At 65.4% G+C, this 17,239-nt stretch carries 13 protein-coding genes and 1 pseudogene; 4 read left to right on the top strand and 10 right to left on the bottom strand.

Going from position 1 to position 17,239, the window contains the following annotated elements; translation table 11 throughout:
• Positions 1–41: 41 nt before the first annotated feature.
• The 3 genes from FDW81_RS01985 to FDW81_RS01975 form a co-directional block, all read right to left on the bottom strand.
• Positions 42–845, bottom strand: a complete 804-nt coding sequence (locus tag FDW81_RS01985) for a glycerophosphodiester phosphodiesterase (protein WP_138132452.1) — start codon at positions 843–845, stop codon at positions 42–44.
• Between the two features lie 39 nt (positions 846–884).
• Positions 885–1,130 carry a hypothetical protein gene (locus FDW81_RS01980; protein WP_138132628.1) on the bottom strand — a complete coding sequence of 82 codons (246 nt, stop codon included), beginning with the start codon at positions 1,128–1,130 and terminating at the stop codon, positions 885–887.
• A gap of 123 nt (positions 1,131–1,253) precedes the next feature.
• Positions 1,254–2,072: an HAD family hydrolase gene (locus FDW81_RS01975; RefSeq protein WP_138132451.1), complete on the bottom strand. Its 819-nt coding sequence runs from the start codon at positions 2,070–2,072 to the stop codon at positions 1,254–1,256.
• 345 nt (positions 2,073–2,417) lie between these two features.
• Between FDW81_RS01975 and FDW81_RS01970 the strand changes: the two genes are divergently transcribed.
• The 3 genes from FDW81_RS01970 to FDW81_RS01960 all read left to right on the top strand — a co-directional run bounded on the left by FDW81_RS01970 (position 2,418) and on the right by FDW81_RS01960 (position 6,595).
• Entirely contained in the window at positions 2,418–3,503 is a 1,086-nt protein-coding gene (locus FDW81_RS01970; RefSeq protein WP_138132450.1) for an S-(hydroxymethyl)mycothiol dehydrogenase, read from the top strand.
• On the top strand, positions 3,503–4,120 hold the full coding sequence (locus FDW81_RS01965; protein WP_138132449.1) for an MBL fold metallo-hydrolase: 618 nt from the start codon (positions 3,503–3,505) through the stop codon (positions 4,118–4,120). The genes FDW81_RS01970 and FDW81_RS01965 overlap by 1 nt, the downstream gene beginning before the upstream one ends.
• Positions 4,121–4,240: 120 nt before the next feature.
• A complete protein-coding gene (locus tag FDW81_RS01960) occupies positions 4,241–6,595 on the top strand; it encodes an FdhF/YdeP family oxidoreductase (protein WP_138132448.1) in 2,355 nt (784 codons plus the stop codon).
• Positions 6,596–6,693: 98 nt separating this feature from the next.
• Here FDW81_RS01960 and FDW81_RS01955 read toward each other — a convergent pair whose 3' ends face one another.
• From FDW81_RS01955 to FDW81_RS01925, 7 genes and pseudogenes are all read right to left on the bottom strand, one after another.
• Positions 6,694–6,912 carry a hypothetical protein gene (locus tag FDW81_RS01955; RefSeq protein WP_138132447.1) on the bottom strand — a complete coding sequence of 73 codons (219 nt, stop codon included), beginning with the start codon at positions 6,910–6,912 and terminating at the stop codon, positions 6,694–6,696.
• 247 nt (positions 6,913–7,159) lie between these two features.
• A pseudogene (locus FDW81_RS18290) lies at positions 7,160–7,847 on the bottom strand (DUF222 domain-containing protein); the annotation flags it as partial.
• Positions 7,848–7,882: 35 nt separating this feature from the next.
• Positions 7,883–10,390: an FAD-dependent oxidoreductase gene (locus FDW81_RS01945; RefSeq protein WP_138132446.1), complete on the bottom strand. Its 2,508-nt coding sequence runs from the start codon at positions 10,388–10,390 to the stop codon at positions 7,883–7,885.
• A gap of 25 nt (positions 10,391–10,415) precedes the next feature.
• Entirely contained in the window at positions 10,416–11,345 is a 930-nt protein-coding gene (gene purU / locus FDW81_RS01940; protein WP_138132445.1) for a formyltetrahydrofolate deformylase, read from the bottom strand.
• Positions 11,346–11,354: 9 nt separating this feature from the next.
• Positions 11,355–13,295, bottom strand: coding sequence for a BCCT family transporter (locus FDW81_RS01935; protein WP_138132444.1), 1,941 nt, complete (start codon positions 13,293–13,295; stop codon positions 11,355–11,357).
• 126 nt (positions 13,296–13,421) lie between these two features.
• Positions 13,422–14,837, bottom strand: a complete 1,416-nt coding sequence (locus FDW81_RS01930) for a ferredoxin reductase (protein WP_138132443.1) — start codon at positions 14,835–14,837, stop codon at positions 13,422–13,424.
• On the bottom strand, positions 14,834–16,138 hold the full coding sequence (locus tag FDW81_RS01925; protein WP_138132442.1) for an SRPBCC family protein: 1,305 nt from the start codon (positions 16,136–16,138) through the stop codon (positions 14,834–14,836). Before FDW81_RS01925 ends, FDW81_RS01930 begins: the two co-directional genes overlap by 4 nt.
• A gap of 161 nt (positions 16,139–16,299) precedes the next feature.
• Between FDW81_RS01925 and FDW81_RS01920 the strand changes: the two genes are divergently transcribed.
• Entirely contained in the window at positions 16,300–17,235 is a 936-nt protein-coding gene (locus FDW81_RS01920) for a LysR family transcriptional regulator (protein ID WP_138132441.1), read from the top strand.
• Positions 17,236–17,239 lie beyond the last annotated feature (4 nt).

Raw genomic sequence — 17,239 nt, 5'->3', positions numbered from 1 at the left:
TCCAGCGCGAAGCAGCCGGTTCCTGCCCGGCCGCGCAGCTGTCAGCCGTGCGGCCATTCTCCCCGCTCAACGAGCACCTCGCGTAGCAGGTCCGCGCGGTCCGTGACGAGCCCGTCAACGCCCAGCTCGAGGAGCCGGTGCATCTCCTCCGGTTCGTTGACGGTCCATACGTGGACCACCAGGCCCAGGGCATGCGCACGCCGGATGGAGGCGGGCGTTACCACTTTGACGATGCCGCGGCGGACCGGAACCTGAAGCGCGTGGACGTCCCGGAGGATTCTGCGCATCAGCCACTGGAAGACAGTCCGAGGAAGCACCGGACCCAGCAGGGTAAAGAGTGCGATTGACCCCACCCCGGCCGACGCCGCGACCGGCCGGCTCAGCCGCTTCAGCACCGCGCGCCGCCGCCGGTCGGAAAAGCTGGTCACCAGGACCCGGTCATGCACCTGGTGCTCCTCGATGACCGCGGCGATGCTGGCAACCGAGTTCCAGTCCTTGACATCCAGGTTCAGCCGGACGTCGGGCAGTTCCGCGAGCAGCTCATCGAGCCGCGGGATGGGCTCGCTGCCGCCTATGCGGACCTTTGCTGCCTCAGCCGCGGGCAGGTCGGAAACCTTACCGCGCCCGTCCGTGAGCCGGTCGAGGGTGTCATCGTGGAAGAGGAGCACCACGCCGTCCGAAGTGGCGTGGACGTCCGTCTCGAGATACCGGTAGCCCAGGCCGACGGCGGCGCGGAACGCGGCCATGGAGTTTTCCAGCCCCTCGCCCGAAAACCCGCGGTGGGCCATCGCTATGGGCAGCTGGGACCCGTCACCGGCGCAGTGATCGAAAAACGGCAGGCTCACACTGTGAGCGTACCCGAGGCGCCGGCAGGCCCGGCAGCGTCAGCTGTCCTCAGGGATGATGTCCACGCCGTCGCTGCAGTGGAGCAGCGTACGTCCGCGGCCGCCGTCGAAATCGATCCACACAGCCGCATGGTCCGCGGTGAGGGCGTCCACCAGGCCCTTGGCCTCGAAGCCCGGCGCGAGGACGACGCGGACGCGGTCGCCCTGCCGCAGTTTCTTCCAGTGCGGAGCGGGTGTTGCCTGCCGGAGCGGCGCTTCGGTTCCAAGCTTCACTTTTCTTGCCATCATTACCCCTTGAGCCGGAAAGGAGAGGTTGGCCTCTCCGCCTTCAACGCTAGGAAGCGAAAGTGAACGCAAGGTGAGCGCAAGCTGTGTAAATGGCGGGGCTTTGCGCGCCGCCGGCCCAGGTCAGGGAAACCTGACCCCCAACGAAGCCAGCCTGGCCTCCAGAACCTGGGCCACGCCGTCGTCATCAAAGTGCGGCGCCTGCTGCCCCGCCGCACGGATCGCCTCCGGATGGCCGCTGGCCATGGCATAGCCGTGACCGGCCCAGCGGAGCATTTCGATGTCGTTGGGCATGTCCCCAAATGCCACCACATCCTCGGCGCCGATTCCCAGGGTCCCGGCGTATTCAGCCAGCGTGACGGCCTTGTTGACACCGGGCAGGGCAAGTTCGAGCATGGGGACCCCGGGCGAGGAGTGGGTGGCCGCCGCGAGGTGTTCGACGGCGGGAGCCACTTCTGCGAGGAAGTCGTCGGGAGTGCCTTCGCGGACAATGGCGAGGAACTTCACCACGGAATCGTCTCCGGGGAGGGTGTCGGCGAGCGCGGCGGGAGTGAATTCGGACAGCAGTTCGCTGGATTCGTTTTCGATGAAGCCAGGCTCGAGGTGGAACCTCGTTAGTGTTTCAGCAGCGAACAATGCTGCCGGCCGCAGTTGCTTGATCACGCGGCGGACTTCGAGCACGGCGTCCAGGCTCAGGGTTCTGGCGGACACCAGCTGGTCTGTTTCCAGGTCCCAGACCACCGCGCCGTTGGAGCAGATGACCGTCCCCGTGTGCCCCAGCTGGTCCTGCAGCGGGTGCAGCCAGCGCGGCGGCCGGCCGGTCACGAAGACGAGTTCGACGCCGGCGTCCCGAGCCGCGTGGAAGGCGCGGACAGTGCGGTCGCTGATTTTTCCGTCGTGTCCGAGGATCGTCCCGTCGATGTCACTCGCTACCAACCGCATCCTGCCAGTCTACGTGGCGGCGCGCCGGAAGCTGGAAGCCGGCCTGCGCAGGCGCCTCTCCGCCGAGGCTGATGCATAGCCGCACTGCGCCCTGCTACAACGTCAAAGTGCGCATGCCCAAGTCCCTGCGGGACGTAGTACTTGCCCCCGCTATTGACACCCACTGTGACGACTGACATATTTCGAGTACGCGCTTTGTGCGCCTTGTTGTGTAATGCGCAATAAGCAATGGCGCCAGCACGCCGCCGCGGCCCGGACCGGTGGCATGAGATTGTTGAAACGGGCAGCGGGACCGCCTCGGGTACCGCCGCACGGTCCGGGGTTTTAGGAAAGGAACACCAGCTCATGGTTCACAAAGTCAAGGCAGTCATTGCCAAGGAGAAGAACGCTCCGGTGTCAGTGGAGACCATCCTGGTGCCGGATCCGGGGCCGGGCGAGGCACTGGTGGACATCCTCACCTGCGGCGTCTGCCACACGGACCTGCACTACAAGCAGGGGGGCATCAATGATGACTTCCCCTTCCTGCTGGGCCATGAGGCAACCGGTGTTGTCTCCGCCGTGGGTGAGGGTGTCACCTCCATCGTTCCCGGTGACCGGGTGATCCTGAACTGGCGTGCCGTGTGCGGCGAATGCCGCGCCTGTGCCAAGGGCCAGCCCCAGTACTGCTTCAACACCGCCAACGCCACCCAAAAGATGACCCTCGAGGACGGCACCGAACTCTCCCCCGCGCTGGGCATCGGCGCCTTCACTGAAAAAACCCTGGTTGCAGCCGGGCAGTGCACCAAGGTCGATCCGGAGGTGGACGCTGCTGCCGTCGGGCTGCTGGGCTGCGGCGTAATGGCCGGCATCGGCGCCGCGATCAACACCGGTGAAGTCAAGCGCGGCGAGTCCGTGGCAGTAATCGGCTGCGGCGGCGTGGGCATCGCCGCGATCGCCGGCGCCAAGCTGGCCGGTGCCACCACCATCATCGCCGTGGACATCGACGCCAACAAGGTGGAGATGGCCAGGTCCCTGGGCGCCACGCACGGCATCGACTCCAGCAAGGAAGACCCCATCGAGGCCATCCGCGGCCTCACGGGAGGCAACGGGGCCGATGTAGTGATTGACGCCGTCGGCCGTCCCGAGACCTACAAGCAGGCGTTCTACGCCCGCGACCTCGCCGGCCGCGTGGTCCTGGTGGGCGTCCCGACGCCGGCCATGCAGCTTGAACTGCCGCTGCTGGATGTCTTTGGCCGCGGCGGGTCACTGAAGTCCTCCTGGTACGGGGACTGCCTGCCCTCGCGCGACTTCCCCATGCTCGTCTCGCACTACAAGCAGGGCAACCTGGACCTCGACGCCTTCGTCTCCGAACGCATCACCATCGACCAGGTGGAGGAAGCCTTCGACAAGATGCACGAGGGCAAGGTCCTGCGTTCGGTGGTGGAGCTCTAATGGCGGTCACCATCGAGAACCTGGTCACCTCGGGCACTTTTTCGCTCGACGGCGGCACGTGGGACGTGGACAACAACGTCTGGATCGTGGGCGATGACAAGGAATGCGTGATCATCGATTCTCCGCACGACGCCACGGCCATCATCAACCGGGTTGGTGACCGGAAGGTGTTGGCCATCCTCCAGACCCACGCGCACAACGACCACATCGGCGCCGCCCGCGAGGTTGCGGAGGCCGTTGGTGCCCCCATCTACCTGAACCCCGAGGACCTGGTGCTCTGGGAACAGGTTTACCCGGAGGCAAAGCCGGACCGGGAACTGGCCGACGGCGACGAGTTCGAGGTGGCCGGAGCCACGCTGCGGGCCATCCACACTCCCGGCCACTCCCCCGGTTCCACCTGCTTCTACCTTGAGAGCGAAGGAACGGTGTTCACCGGCGACACGCTGTTCAACGGCGGTCCCGGCGCAACAGGCCGCTCCTACAGCGACTACCCCACCATCCTCGCCTCCATCCGGGAACGGCTGCTCACCCTTCCGCCGGAGACTGTGGTGCGCACCGGGCACGGGGACAACACCACCATCGCGGCCGAGCAGGAAACCCTGGCCAAGGTCGCCTAGTAGCAGGCCCTGCGGCAGGCTCAGCCGCAGGGGACAGAGTGCCAGCAGGGGCGCGCCGGGAGAGCCCGGCGCGCCTTTGCCGGGAATCGATCAATTTATGCCGGTAAGGAAGTTGGAACAATGAAGTTCGGGAAACAGCCCGCCCCCGTGGAGGACATCAACGAGGACAACCTTGAAGTCCACAAGCCCAAGACCGAAGCCGCCGGCGTCAAGGCCGTGATGGTCGCGCTCGAGCGCGCGGTGGCGCAGGCGGGCGTGGCCCGCACCGCCCAGTCGCTGCTGCGGCTGAACCAGCGCGGCGGTTTCGACTGCCCGGGCTGTGCCTGGCCGGAATCGGACAAGAAGCGCAAGGCCGCCGAATTCTGCGAAAACGGCGCCAAGGCCGTGGCCGAGGAAAACACCCTTCGGACCGTGGGTGCGGAGTTCTGGGCCCGGCACTCCATCGCCGAACTTTCCACCAAGACGGAGTACTGGCTGGGGAACCAGGGCCGGCTGAGCGAACCAATGGTGATCCGGCCCGGCGATACCCACTACTCACCCATTCCCTGGGCCGATGCATTCGAGCTGATCGGCGAACACGTCCGCGCCACCAGCGCAGACCGGTGCGTCTTCTACACCTCCGGGCGGACCGCGAACGAGACCGCGTTCATGTACCAGCTCTACGCCCGGGCCATCGGCACCAACAACCTGCCGGACTGTTCCAACATGTGCCACGAATCCTCCGGCTCGGCCCTGAACCCGACGATCGGCATCGGCAAGGGCACCGTGTCGTTGGAGGACATCCACGACGCCGAGCTGATCTTCGTGGTGGGCCAGAACCCCGGCACCAACCACCCCCGCATGCTGTCCGCGCTGAAGGAATGCAAGGACAAAGGCGGCAAGGTCGTCGCCGTCAACCCGTTGCCCGAAGCGGGGCTGTTCAACTTCAAGGACCCGCAGACCGTCTCCGGCGTGGTGGGCGGCGGCACTCCTTTGGCCGATGAATACCTGCAGATCAAGGTCGGCGGGGACCTGGCCCTGTTCCAGGCCCTCGGCCACCTGCTCCTTGAAGAGGAAAAGCGGCACCCGGGGACCGTCGTCGACCATTCCTTCATCGCCGCGCAGACGGACGGGTTCGATGCCTACCGGGAAGCCCGGGCGGAGCTGGACTGGGCCGAAACCGAAAAGGCCACAGGCCTTACCCGGGCCCAGATCGAGACCGTAGCCGGGATGCTCATCAAGTCCAAGGCCACCATCTTCTGCTGGGCGCTGGGCGTGACGCAGCAGCCGCACTCGGTGGACACCATCAAGGAAATGGTTAACGTCCTGCTGCTGCAGGGCAACTTCGGCAAGCCCGGCGCCGGCGCCTGCCCCGTCCGTGGGCACTCCAACGTCCAAGGCGACCGGACCATGGGCATCTGGGAAAAACCCAAGGAAGGGCTCCTGGCAGCTTTGGACAGCGAGTTCGGCATTACCTCCCCCCGGCACCACGGCTACGACGCCGTGGAGGCCATGGAGGCCTTTGAGCGCAACGAAGTGGACGTCTTCGTCTCCATGGGCGGGAACTTCTCCCTCGCCTGCTCAGACACCGAAACGCTTGAGGCAGGCATGCAGCGGATCGGGCTGACCGTGCACATCTCCACCAAACCCAACCGCTCCCACATCGTTCACGGCCGCACCTCCCTGATCCTGCCCACCCTCGGCCGGACGGACAAGGACGACAAACACCCCAAAGGCGCCCAGTTCCTCTCCGTGGAGGATTCCATGTCCGTGGTCCACTCCACTCAGGGCCGCCTGACCCCGGTCTCGGAGCACCTGCTCGCCGAGCCCGTGATCGTGGCCCGCATGGCCGAGGCCACGTTTGGCCCGGACCATTCAGTGGACTGGAAGGCCATGGCCGAGGACTACGACGTCATCCGCGACCACATCGAACGCGTCCTGCCGGGCTTCGAAGACTTCAACACCCGCGTGAGGACCAAGAACGGGTTCGTGCTGCCCAACCCGCCCCGGGACACCCGCTCCTTCAACACCGACATCGGCCGCGGGCGCTTCACAGTCAGCCCGCTCGAATACCTCACCCCGCCGGCCGGGCACCTGGTGCTCCAGACCATCCGCAGCCACGACCAGTACAACACCACCTACTACGGCCTGGACGACCGCTACCGCGGCATCTCCGGCGGCCGCCGCGTCATCCTCATCCACCCCGAAGACCTCGAAGAACTCGGGTACCAGGACCGCGACCTCGTGGACGTCATCAGCACCTTCGGCGGGCACGACCGCAAAGCCGACAAGTTCCGCCTCGTGGCCTACCCCACCGCCAAAGGCTGCGCCGCCGCCTACTTCCCCGAAGCCAACGTCCTGGTCCACAAAGACAACGTCGCCCGCGAATCCAACACCCCCGGCTTCAAAGCCATGTTCGTCCGCTTCGTCCCCCACGTTGCCGAAACGGCCGGACAGGTTGCATCCGAAGAACTGGAGCCTGCCGCAGCCAGGTAACAGACAGCCGTTCAGGCCCCTAAGACGGCATGACGACGGCGACATTCGGCAGGTGCCGGATGTCGCCGTCGTTCGTTTTTGTCCCCTGAGGAACCCTGCTAAATGGGGTTGTTGCCGTGGGGCTGCGCCTCGGGATCCAGGTCCTTACCGTAGCCGGTGGCCGACGCGAGGCCTGACACCTGCTGTCCGGCGTTGGTCTGCCCGGGCGTAAAACCGGGGTCCGGGGCGTCCTGGGGTTCTCCCTCGGACTCCGGCGCGACATCCTGCCTCAGGTGCTCGTCGGACGGAATGTTCTTGTAAACCTCTTCATCAGCCATCCCACCAGCCAACCACTGAGCGAAGCCAAGGACAAGGGGCAGTCGCGGCACCACCAAGGCTCGCGGATAAGCACCTTAAGACCAGGGGCGCAGGAGTGAGGCCGGCCTGGTCCGGCTCTTGGATATTCCGCAGCGCCCATCAGGCGGGCGGGGCGTGCAGGATCCGGTCACTGCTTTTTCTCCTGGCGAGCGGCCGATGTAGACAAAATCGGGTCGGCCGCCGGTGGCAGCATGTGCTGTTCCGGGCCCACTGGGGTGGTTCCCAGTCCTGGTGTTCGCTTTTGTAGTGGGGGCCGGTGGGTGGAATCCAGCCCGGTGGTTCCGCCGTAGTGCCAGGCAAGTAGGTGGTCTGCCTCGTTGTCCAGTGAGCTGTTGTTGCAGCCGGGGAAGGGGCATTTGCCGTCCCGCATGCTGAGCCGGTTCCTCATGGCCTGGTGACCCGGTAGCTCGTGCGCCCGATCTAGAATGGTGCCCCGTCCCTCGGGTCCACCAGGACCCGGTGGAAGGACTCGGCACCGTTGGTGACGAGGTCCTGTGCCATGGAGGGCGGGATGGGGCCGAAGCGTCCAGCATCGCGGGTTCGTCGGTCAGGCCGACAAGGGCGAACACCGGAACGGTGACGAGCACCTGCGCACGCATCGACGACGAAGGGCAAGGTTCGGTTCCTGCGCCTGTCCCGTCGCCGCTACCGCTACCGGTGAAGAGAGCGGAGGCGAAATTGTCGGCCCTGAGCTGGGTCAAGGTGCGGGCCTCGTCAGGTCCCTGCATGCCGGGGGAGAGCGCAGTCAGCCGGTTACAGATCGCGGACACCTGGTCAGCGGGCAAATAAGCGGTGAGCCAGGTCCCGTCCTGGTCCGGCCGGTATTCCACCCGCCGGTCAGCCACCCCTTGGCATGGCGCTTTTCGAGGGAATGAAAAACCGGGGGCCGCCTTTCGGCGACCCCCGGTTTTTGGTTTGACAGGCTCGGGACTAGCCGCGGAGGCGCTCCATGCCCGGGTCGAAGAGCGGTTCAGGTGTCACGGTGGCGGCGATGCGCTTGCCGAAGTACTCCACTTCCACGGCGTCGCCTTCGGAAACCGAAGCCGGCAGCCAGGCGTACGCGATCGGCTTGCGGACGGTGTAGCCGTAGGCGGCGCTGGTGACGTAGCCAACGGCTTCGCCGGCCACGTACACCGGTTCCTTGCCCAGCACGATGGAGGTGCCGTCGTCGACCGTCAGGCAGCGGAGCGCACGCGTGGCGGGCTGCTCCTTGCGCTCAGCCAGGGCCTCGGCGCCCACAAAGCCAGTCTTGTCCTTGGCCACGGAGAAGCCCAGGCCGGACTCGTACGGGTGGTGCTCTGACGTCATGTCCGTGCCCCACAGCCGGTAGCCCTTCTCAAGCCGCATGCTGTTAAAGGCGCCGCGGCCGGCAGCGATGATGCCGTGCTCCTGGCCCGCCTCGAACAGCAGGTCCCACAGCTTCAGCCCGTACTCGGCGGTGGTGTAGAGCTCCCAGCCAAGCTCGCCCACGTAGGAGAGCCGCATGGCGGTGACCGGGATGCCGCCCACGGAGATTTCCTTGGTGCGGAAGTACTTGAGGCCGTCGTTGGTGAGGTCGTCGGCGCTGACCTTGCCAATCACCTCGCGGGCCAGCGGCCCCCACAGTCCGATGCAGCAGGTGCTGCCGGTTATGTCGGAGACATGCACCCACTGGGTTGGATCGGCAGCGGACTGCTTCCGGGCCTCCGCGCGGAGGTAGTCGAAGTCCACGCTGCTGTTGACGCCCAGCTGGAAGTCTTCCTCCGCCAGCCGCGCAACGGTCACGTCACTGCGGATGCCGCCGTCGTGCTCCAGCAGCAGGCAGTAGGTCACGGCACCTGGCTTCTTGGCGATGTTGCCCGTGCTGAGCCGGTGCAGCAGCGCCTGCGCGCCGGGGCCCACCACGGAGAGCCGCTTCAGCGGCGTCATGTCGAAAAGTCCGACGGCGGTACGCGTCTTCCACGCCTCGGCCGCCGAGATGGGGGACGAGAACAGGGCGGACCAGGAGTCCCGCTCCGGCGTCCGCCACTCGGCAGGGAGCTCTTCAAGCAGCCCGCGGTTGGCCTCGAACCAGTGCGGCCGCTCCCAGCCGGCGGATTCCAGGAAGAACGCTCCCAGTTCCTTCTGCCGGACGTTGAACGGGCTCACGCGCAGGTCCCGCGGGGATTCCCTGGGCTGCAGCGGGTGCATCACGTCGTAGATCTCCACGAAGTTCTGCTGCGACGTCTCGCTGACGTAGGCGTCGGAGGTCTGGACCTTTTCGAAGCGGGTGAGCTCGCAGCCGTGCAGGTCCGTGCGGGACCGGCCTTCCACCAGCAGCTCCGCCATTGCCTTGGCCACGCCGGCCGAGTGCGTGACCCAGACGGCTTCGGCCACGAACAGGCCTTCGAGGTCGGGTGCCTCGCCCATGAGCGGGCCGCCGTCGGGGGTGAAGGAGAAAATGCCGTTGAAGCCGTCCTGGATTGCGGAGCTGCGCAGTGCCGGCAGCAGGTCCTGGCTGTCCTCCCAGGCGGGCAGGAAGTCCTCCAGGGTGAACTCCAGGCGGGAGGGCATGCGGTGGTCTGACATTTCCTCTGCGGCGACCTTCGGCAGGGCGGACATGTCCACCGGCATGGGGCGGTGGGCGTAGCTGCCGATGCCGATGCGGTCTCCCCATTCGCGGTAGTACAGGTCCCTGTCCTGGTAACGCAGGATCGGCTTGCTGGCGCCCTTCGGGAGTTCGTTGACGCCCGCGAGTTCGGGCAGGGGGGTGCTGATGGCGTACTGGTGGGCCAGCGGCAGCAGCGGGACTTCCAGCCCCACCATCTTGCCGAGTTCACGGCCCCAGAAACCTGCGCATGACACCACGATGTCCGCCGGGATCAGTCCGTTGCCGGTTTCGACGCCGGTCACCTTGCCGCCCTCCTGGGCGATGCCGGTGACCGTGGTGGAGCCGAGGAAAGTCACGCCACGCTCGCTGGAGCGCTCGATCAGCAGCTGCACCGCACGGGCGGCAAGGGCCAGGCCGTCCGTCGGGATGAGCAGGCCGCCCAGGATTTCGCGGCCGCCGGTGAGCTTGCCGGTGTTCAGGAGGGGGTAGATCTTTTCGCATTCGTCGGCGTCGACGATCCGGCTTTCGACGCCCCAGGAAGTCATCACGCCCATCTTGCGCTTGAGGTCGGCCAGGCGCTCGGGGGTGGTTGCCAACTCCAGGCCGCCCACCTGATTAAAGCAGGACTCGCCGTCCTTGCTCAGGGCCAGCAGCTTGTTCACCGTGTAGGTGGCGAATTCGGTCATGGTTCGTGACGGGTTGTTCTGGAACACCAGGCCCGGCGCGTGAGAGGTGGAGCCGCCGGCAAGTTCCAGCGGGCCCTGTTCCACCACCGTGATGTTGGTCCAGCCCCGGGTGGCGAGTTCGTCGGCAAGGTTGGTTCCGACAATGCCGGCGCCGATAATGACAACGCGTGGTGATGCGCTCATGGGTATTTCTCCTGTTGGCTTGGCGTTAGCGGAAGACGACGGTGCGGGTGTTGTTCAGCAGGACCCGGTGCTGGCAGTGCCACCTGACTGCGCGGGACAGCGCCTGCGATTCGGCGTCCCTGCCGACAGTGACCAGTGCATTCGGGTCCAGGCTGTGGTCCACCCGGAACACTTCCTGCTCGATGATCGGGCCCTCGTCCAGGTCTGCGGTGACGTAGTGGGCGGTGGCACCGATGAGCTTCACGCCGCGGTCGTAGGCCTGGTGGTAAGGCTTGGCCCCCTTGAAGCCGGGCAGGAAGGAATGGTGGATGTTGATGGCGCGGCCACGGAGGGTCTGGCTGAGGCCGTCCGAGAGTACCTGCATGTAGCGGGCCAGGACCACCAGGTCTGCCTGGTACTCCTCCACCAGTTCCAGCAGGCGCGCCTCGGCCTGCGGCTTGGTGTCCGCGGTGACCGGGACGTGGATGAACGGCAGGCCGGCGGCTTCCGCCATGGGGCGGAGGTCCTCGTGGTTGGACACCACGACGGCGATCTCCGCACCCAGGCTGCCGGCGCGCCAGCGGAAGATAAGGTCGTTGAGGCAGTGGCCGAACTTCGAGACCATCACCAGCACGCGCTGGGGGCGGCCGTCGTGGATGGCGAACTCCATGTCGAATTCATTGGCAATGGCGGCGAACTCTGCGCTGAGGCCTTCCGCGGAAACTTCCTTGTCTCCCGGAGTGAAGGCCGTGCGCAGGTAGAGCTTGCCGCTCATGTGGTCATCGAACTGCTGGTGTTCAACGATGTCGAAGCCGCGATCAGCGAGGAATGCGGTGATCGCCCGGACGATTCCGGGGCGCTCCGGGCACGCAAGGGTGAGGACGTACTGTGCGGTGCCGGTACTGCGGACGCTGGGGACGGCGCCGACTTCCGCCGTCGCGTTGCCGGTGGGACGGCCTTCGAGGACTGTGGTCATGGTTTGCTCCTAGGGTGCGGGGGTGGGCTTGGTGGCGACGGCGGAATCCGCCGAAATGGAATCAACTGCGGTGGAGTCGGCCGTACTGGAACCGCCGGGGCAGGGCGCGTCCTCTGAACAGCGTTCACCGCATTCATGCTTGGTCACGAGGTCGAACTGGGCGCCGCCGTGCTGGTCCACGCCCGTGCGGATGGCGCGCTCCACCACCGAGTCCGCCAGCCGCCGCCGCAGGGACAGCGGATCCCGGCGCAGGTCCTTGACCAAGGCGAAACACAGCAGCAGCATGACCAGCACAAACGGCAGGGCCGCCACGATGGTGATGCGCTGGAGTCCCGACAGGGCTTCGGAGGGCTTGTCACCGCCGGCAAGCAGCATCACGGCGGCTACCGCTCCGGTGAGGAGGCCCCAGAAGATGACCAGGCCGCGCTTCGGCTCGGCGGAACCGTTGGAGCTCAGGGAGGACATCACCAGGGATGCCGAGTCTGCGCCCGTGACAAAGAAGATCGCCACGAGGACCATGGCCAGGACAATGACCGCTCCGGTTAGCCAGCCCGGCATGGACAGGTTGTTCACGAGGTCGAACAGTGCGCCGTCGAAGTCGATGGACGGTGTCCCGTCGGTCATGGCCACCAGTCCGGGCTGGTTGGCCGCGTCGGCGTCCTGCTGGACCTTGAAGGCGGTTCCGCCGAAGATGCCGAACCAGAGGACGCTGACGATGCTGGGAACCAGCAGGACGCCGGTCACGAACTGGCGGATGGTGCGGCCGCGGCTGATCCGGGCAATAAACATGCCCACGAAGGGTGTCCATGATACCCACCAGGCCCAGTAGAAGATGGTCCAGCCGGACATCCAGGTGCGCAGGGCTTCGTCCCCCACGGCCTCGGTGCGGGATGCCATCGCGGCCAGGTCCCCGGCGTAGTCGCCCACGGCTGCCGGGATGAGGTTGAGGATGAAGAGCGTGGGCCCGGCGATGAAGACAATGAGCGCAAGGACCACTGCCAGGACCATGTTGATGTTTGACAACCATTGGATGCCGCGGCTGATGCCGGACACCGCCGAGGCCACAAAGCAGGCGGTCAGGATGGCCACGATGGACACCAGGACAGCAGTGCCGATTTCACCGACCCAGCCGTTCGAAGTCAGGCCGCTGCCGATCTGGAGGGCGCCCAGGCCGAGGGAGGCCGCCGTGCCGAACAGCGTGGCGAAGATTGCCAGGATGTTGATGAACTTCCCTACCGGCCCCTCGACGGTCCTGATGCCGAAGAGTGACGTGAATGCTGCCGAGATCAGCTGCCTGCGGCCCAGGCGGTAGGTGCCGTAGGCCATGGCGATTCCCACGACGGCGTACATGGCCCATGGGTGAAGTGTCCAGTGGAAGATCGAGGTGGCCATTGCAGTCTGGATGGCCGCGGGCGTCCGTCCGTCAACGGTTCCCGGCGGCGGGGAGATGAAGTGGTAGAGCGGCTCGGCCACGCCGTAGAACATCAGGCCGATGCCCATGCCGGCCGCGAACATCATGGCGATCCATGAGACGGTCCGGAACTCGGGCTTTTCCCCGTCCTTGCCCAGCGGGATGTTGCCCCACTTGCCCAAGGCGAGCCACAGAACAAAAACGACAAACAATGAGGCCAGGACCATAAAGAGCCAGCCGGTGTACTCCATGACCCAGTCGAGGGCGAGCGTTGAGGTGGCGGACAGGCTGTCCCGGCCCAGGAAGCCCCAGGCAACAAAGGCCACGGCGAGGATGCCGGTGATGCCGAAGGTGACCTTGTCCAGGGTGAGCTTTCGGTTGCGGCGCTCCGCCACAGCCTGCTCAGCGCGGGTCTGGCGCAGTTCCTGCATGATTTGTTCGGTGTTCTCCACCTCGGCCTCCGCGTTGTGGTTGGCGGGCTGGAGATCTGGTTCGGCCCGGACGTCATTGTCCGGGCGGATATCGCTGTTCAAAGCCATGTCAAGTCCTTTGGTTTGAATTCATGGGCGTTGTACTCCGGCGTCCCCAGACCGGGCGGAAGGTTGAACTTCCTGGGATTCAGTATTCAGAGTCGGCTTCACTTTGACAGTGGGCCGGAACAGGGGTCAGGCATCGATCACCAGGTCCGTCTGCGCGGTGGAGCAGCAGGGCAGGAACTTGCCTGCAGAGATCTCCCGTGCCCGGATCCCGCCCTGGTGGTTCATCTCGACCTCCCCTGAAAGCTTGACGACCTTGCAGGAGCCGCACATGCCTTCCTTGCAGTTCGCGCCAATCCTGACGCCCGCCCGCTGGGCCGCCTCGAGGATATGCTCGGTGGGCTCGATCCGCACATTGATGCCGGTACGCATGAAGGACATGGTGAGGCTGCCTGATCCCACCGTTTGGAAGCTCGAGGCATCAGGGGCACCGGCTTCCGGCTCCGTGGTGGAGCTGTCGGCGGAGGGGTCGGAGCCGGGCGCGTCCGGGTCGACGATTTCCAGCGGCAGCCCTGAAGCCTTTAGAGTTCCATCGGCATCATAGCCAGGCTCGTAGAGTCCGAACGCGGCGGGCTGGCTTTCAAAATAGTCCTCGGCGGATTCTGCGATTTCGTCGGCGATCTCCTCCGCGACGTCGGCTGCAAATGCCACCTCCGCCTGGTATTCAAGGAGCGTCTGGCGGTCTCCCGAGAAGAATTCCATGTAAATGGAAGTATCGTCGACACCCACCTTTTGGAGGAGCTCGGTGGCGGTGTTCAGGTAACCCTCGGGACCACATGCGTACACCTGGCGGCCGTTGGCGTCGGGGGCCACCTCCTCGAGCATCGCCGCGGTCAGCCTTCCACTGAGCCCTTCCCACCCCTCCGGTACGCTGCGGTCGCCCAGGGAGTAGTGGACCTTGATGCGTGAGTCCACGGAAGCGATATAGGCCAGTTCCCGGTGGAAGGCAAAGCCCCCGGCATCCGAGCCGTGGTAGAGCACCACAACATCGGCGTGTCCGGGCAGGGAGTGGATGGTCCGCACCATGGACATGATGGGAGTAATGCCTGCGCCGGCGGCAAGCAGGAGATACCGGGCCCGGCGGTCGGCATCGGGCAGGTGGAATGCTCCCACCGGCCCCAGCATCTCAAGAACTGTGCCGGGTTTGACGTTCTCGTGCACCCATGGCGAGACCAGTCCCGTGGAGTCGCACTTGACGGTGATGCTGAAGGTCCACGGCTCGGTGGGCGAGCTGGACAGCGAGTAGCTGCGGTCCACCGGTTCCTGGTCCTCGCCATTCACAGGAAATGCGACGTTCACGTACTGGCCCGCACGGAAGGCCAGGGGCGCACCGTCGCAGCGGCGGAACACGAAGGTCATCATGGCGCCGGCCTCGGGAACGGTCTCGACGCATTCGGCCATAAACTCCTGGGGATGCCATGGGCCCAGTGCACGGGCCGCCCGGGCGGGCGTCTCGGTGCTTCCCATCACCCTGTTCCACGGCATCTCAAGACCGCGAATACGCTGTGGTTCCTGGATTGCCGTTTCAGTCAGGAGTTCAATCATGCCAAGTGCTCCTGCACGCGCTGCACGTACCAGTTGATGAATGCCTCGACCTGGTATTCGCTCTTCATGTAGGGACCGGGCTCGTAGGCGGGACTGCCGGCACCCTGCTGGCAGAGCTCCACGAACGCCTTGTCCTGCAGGTTGGTCTGCTTCCAGGTGTAGGTGAGCTTCTCGAGGTCGTAGTCGACGCCTTCCACGGCGTCGTCAGCCACCAGCCAGGTGGTGCGTACGAGGCTCTGGTGTTCGTTGATGGGAAAGACACCGAACGTGATGACGTGGTCGCCGAGGAAATGGAACCAGCTGTTGGGCTGCAGGTGCATGGAGCAGCGGCCAAGGCGGAAGTCGCGCAAGTCACCGAGCAGCTTCTTGGAAAGCCTGCGCCCGTCGGCGGAGAACGATTCGCCCTCTCCATCGAGTGATTCCCGTGATATGCGGATTCCCGCGATGCGCGTGTCAAGCTGCTCGACCACTTCGTAGGGAAGGCCGTAGCGGCGGCAACGCTCCTCGAGCGAGGACTGGGCCTCCTTGTTCCGGTCCCACACTTCCTCAAGATGGGGCGGGATCAGGCCCTCCGTCAGGCCCCAGGTGGGGAAGAGGGAGCAGGCGAGCTCGGGGTGGCCGTCGCAGTGGTAGCACTCACGGTTGTTCTCCATGACGAGCTTCCAGTTGCCCTCTTCGATGATGTTCTGCTGGTACGCGATTTTTGTCTTCGAGAGATCGTGGGGCGCCAGGTAGGGCTCAAAGATCTTCGCGGTTTCGTCGAAGTCCGTCGGCGGTTCATCCGCAATGCAGACGAAGATAAGTCCCGCGACCTCGCGGCCGTGGGCGCGCTTGAGGGCAAAGCAGTTCTTGTCGAACTTGGCTTCGCCAGGAGCGGAGGCGTGGATCAGGTTGCCCTCCGGGGAATAGGTCCAGGAGTGGTAGCCGCAGACGAGGTTACCGGTGGAGCCAGTGGACTCGGTCAGGACACGGGCACCGCGGTGGCGGCACACGTTGTGCAGGACGTTGACGCCGCCGTCGTCGTTGCGCAGCACAATCAGGGAGTAGGGCCCGTAGTCCACCGTGACGTAGTCGCCCGGTTCCGGCAGTTCGGCGGTGCTGGCAGCGAAGATCCAGTGCTGCCCGAAAATGGCCTCCATGTCGATTTTGAAAATCGCGGGGTCCGTGTAGAAGGGGGCGTCGAGGGAGTAGCCGGTGCGCCGGAACTGAAACAACGCGGTGATTTCTGCCAGCTGCTCGTCAGGCAATGATGCAGCGAGTTTTCCGCGTGTATTGAGGGGCGCGTTCACTGAAGCGGTCATGGGTTTCCTCCCGGGAGGCATGGGTAGTGGGTGTTGCGTGGTGACCACGGGTGCTTGGGTGCGGGGCGGGCGTGGTCGAAGAACTTGTAGTGATGAGATTAGGGTCACAGGGGCTGCAAAAAAAGCGCAAAATTTAGAAGATAACCATGCACAATAGGTGCATGATCGATCCAAGGCTCATCACACTGCGCGTGTTCGGCCGGTGCGGCACCATAGGGGCGACCGCGGAGCTGACGGGCTATTCTCCTTCTGCCGTCTCCGCGCAATTGCGGGAGCTCCAGCGCGTGCTTGGAATGCAGCTGCTGACGAAAGACGGCCGGGGCGTGCGGCTTACCGCCACCGGGCGCTTCCTGGTGGCAGGTTCGGATCCCCTCATTGCCCAGTGGGAGAGCCTGCGCGCCGCAGCCATGGCGGCTGGTGACCAGGTGCAGTCCCACTTTGGCCTCGGCGGCTTCTCCTCTGCGGCTGCCCAGTTGCTCGCGCCGCTCGCCGCCACCCTGCGCTCAACACACCCCCTGCTGGAGGTGCAGGTTCTTGAGGCTGATCCGGCCCGCTGCTTCGACTTGTTGATCGCGGAACGGATCGACCTTGCAGTCATCGTCGCCATGCAGTCCGACAGTTACGGTGAGGACGATCCGCGCTTCGAGCAGAGGGTTCTGCTCGATGATCCACTGGACGTGATCATTCCCGGTGACCACCCGCTGGCATCAAGGGAAACAGCGACGCTCGAAGAGCTGGCATCGGAACCCTGGATCACGGAGGCCGCCGGTTCCACCTACCATTCCCTCTTTACCGCGGCGTTCACGGCAGTAGGGGTGACACCGCGGATCGCCCATGAAGCCGTTGAATGGGAAACCCACATCGCGTTCGTGGGTGCGGGGCTGGGCGTCGGCCTGCTGCCCCGGCTGGCGCCTTTGCATGGTGCCGAAAACGTGGTTCGGCTACGCATCACCGGCAGGACGAGACCCACCCGCCGCATTGTCGCCGCGGTGCGCAGGGGCAGCATCGCCTCACCCCTGATTCAGGAGTCGCTGAACATCCTGCAGGTCAACGCCAACCGGATCCTCACGGAGCGGCTGGAAGAAGAGGACCTTTGAGGGC

This window comes from Pseudarthrobacter sp. NamB4 (assembly GCF_005796185.1).
Classification (GTDB): Bacteria; Actinomycetota; Actinomycetes; order Actinomycetales; family Micrococcaceae; genus Arthrobacter.
The sequence above is the reverse complement of the archived record's forward strand: the minus strand, read 5'-3'. Positions and strand labels throughout refer to the sequence as shown.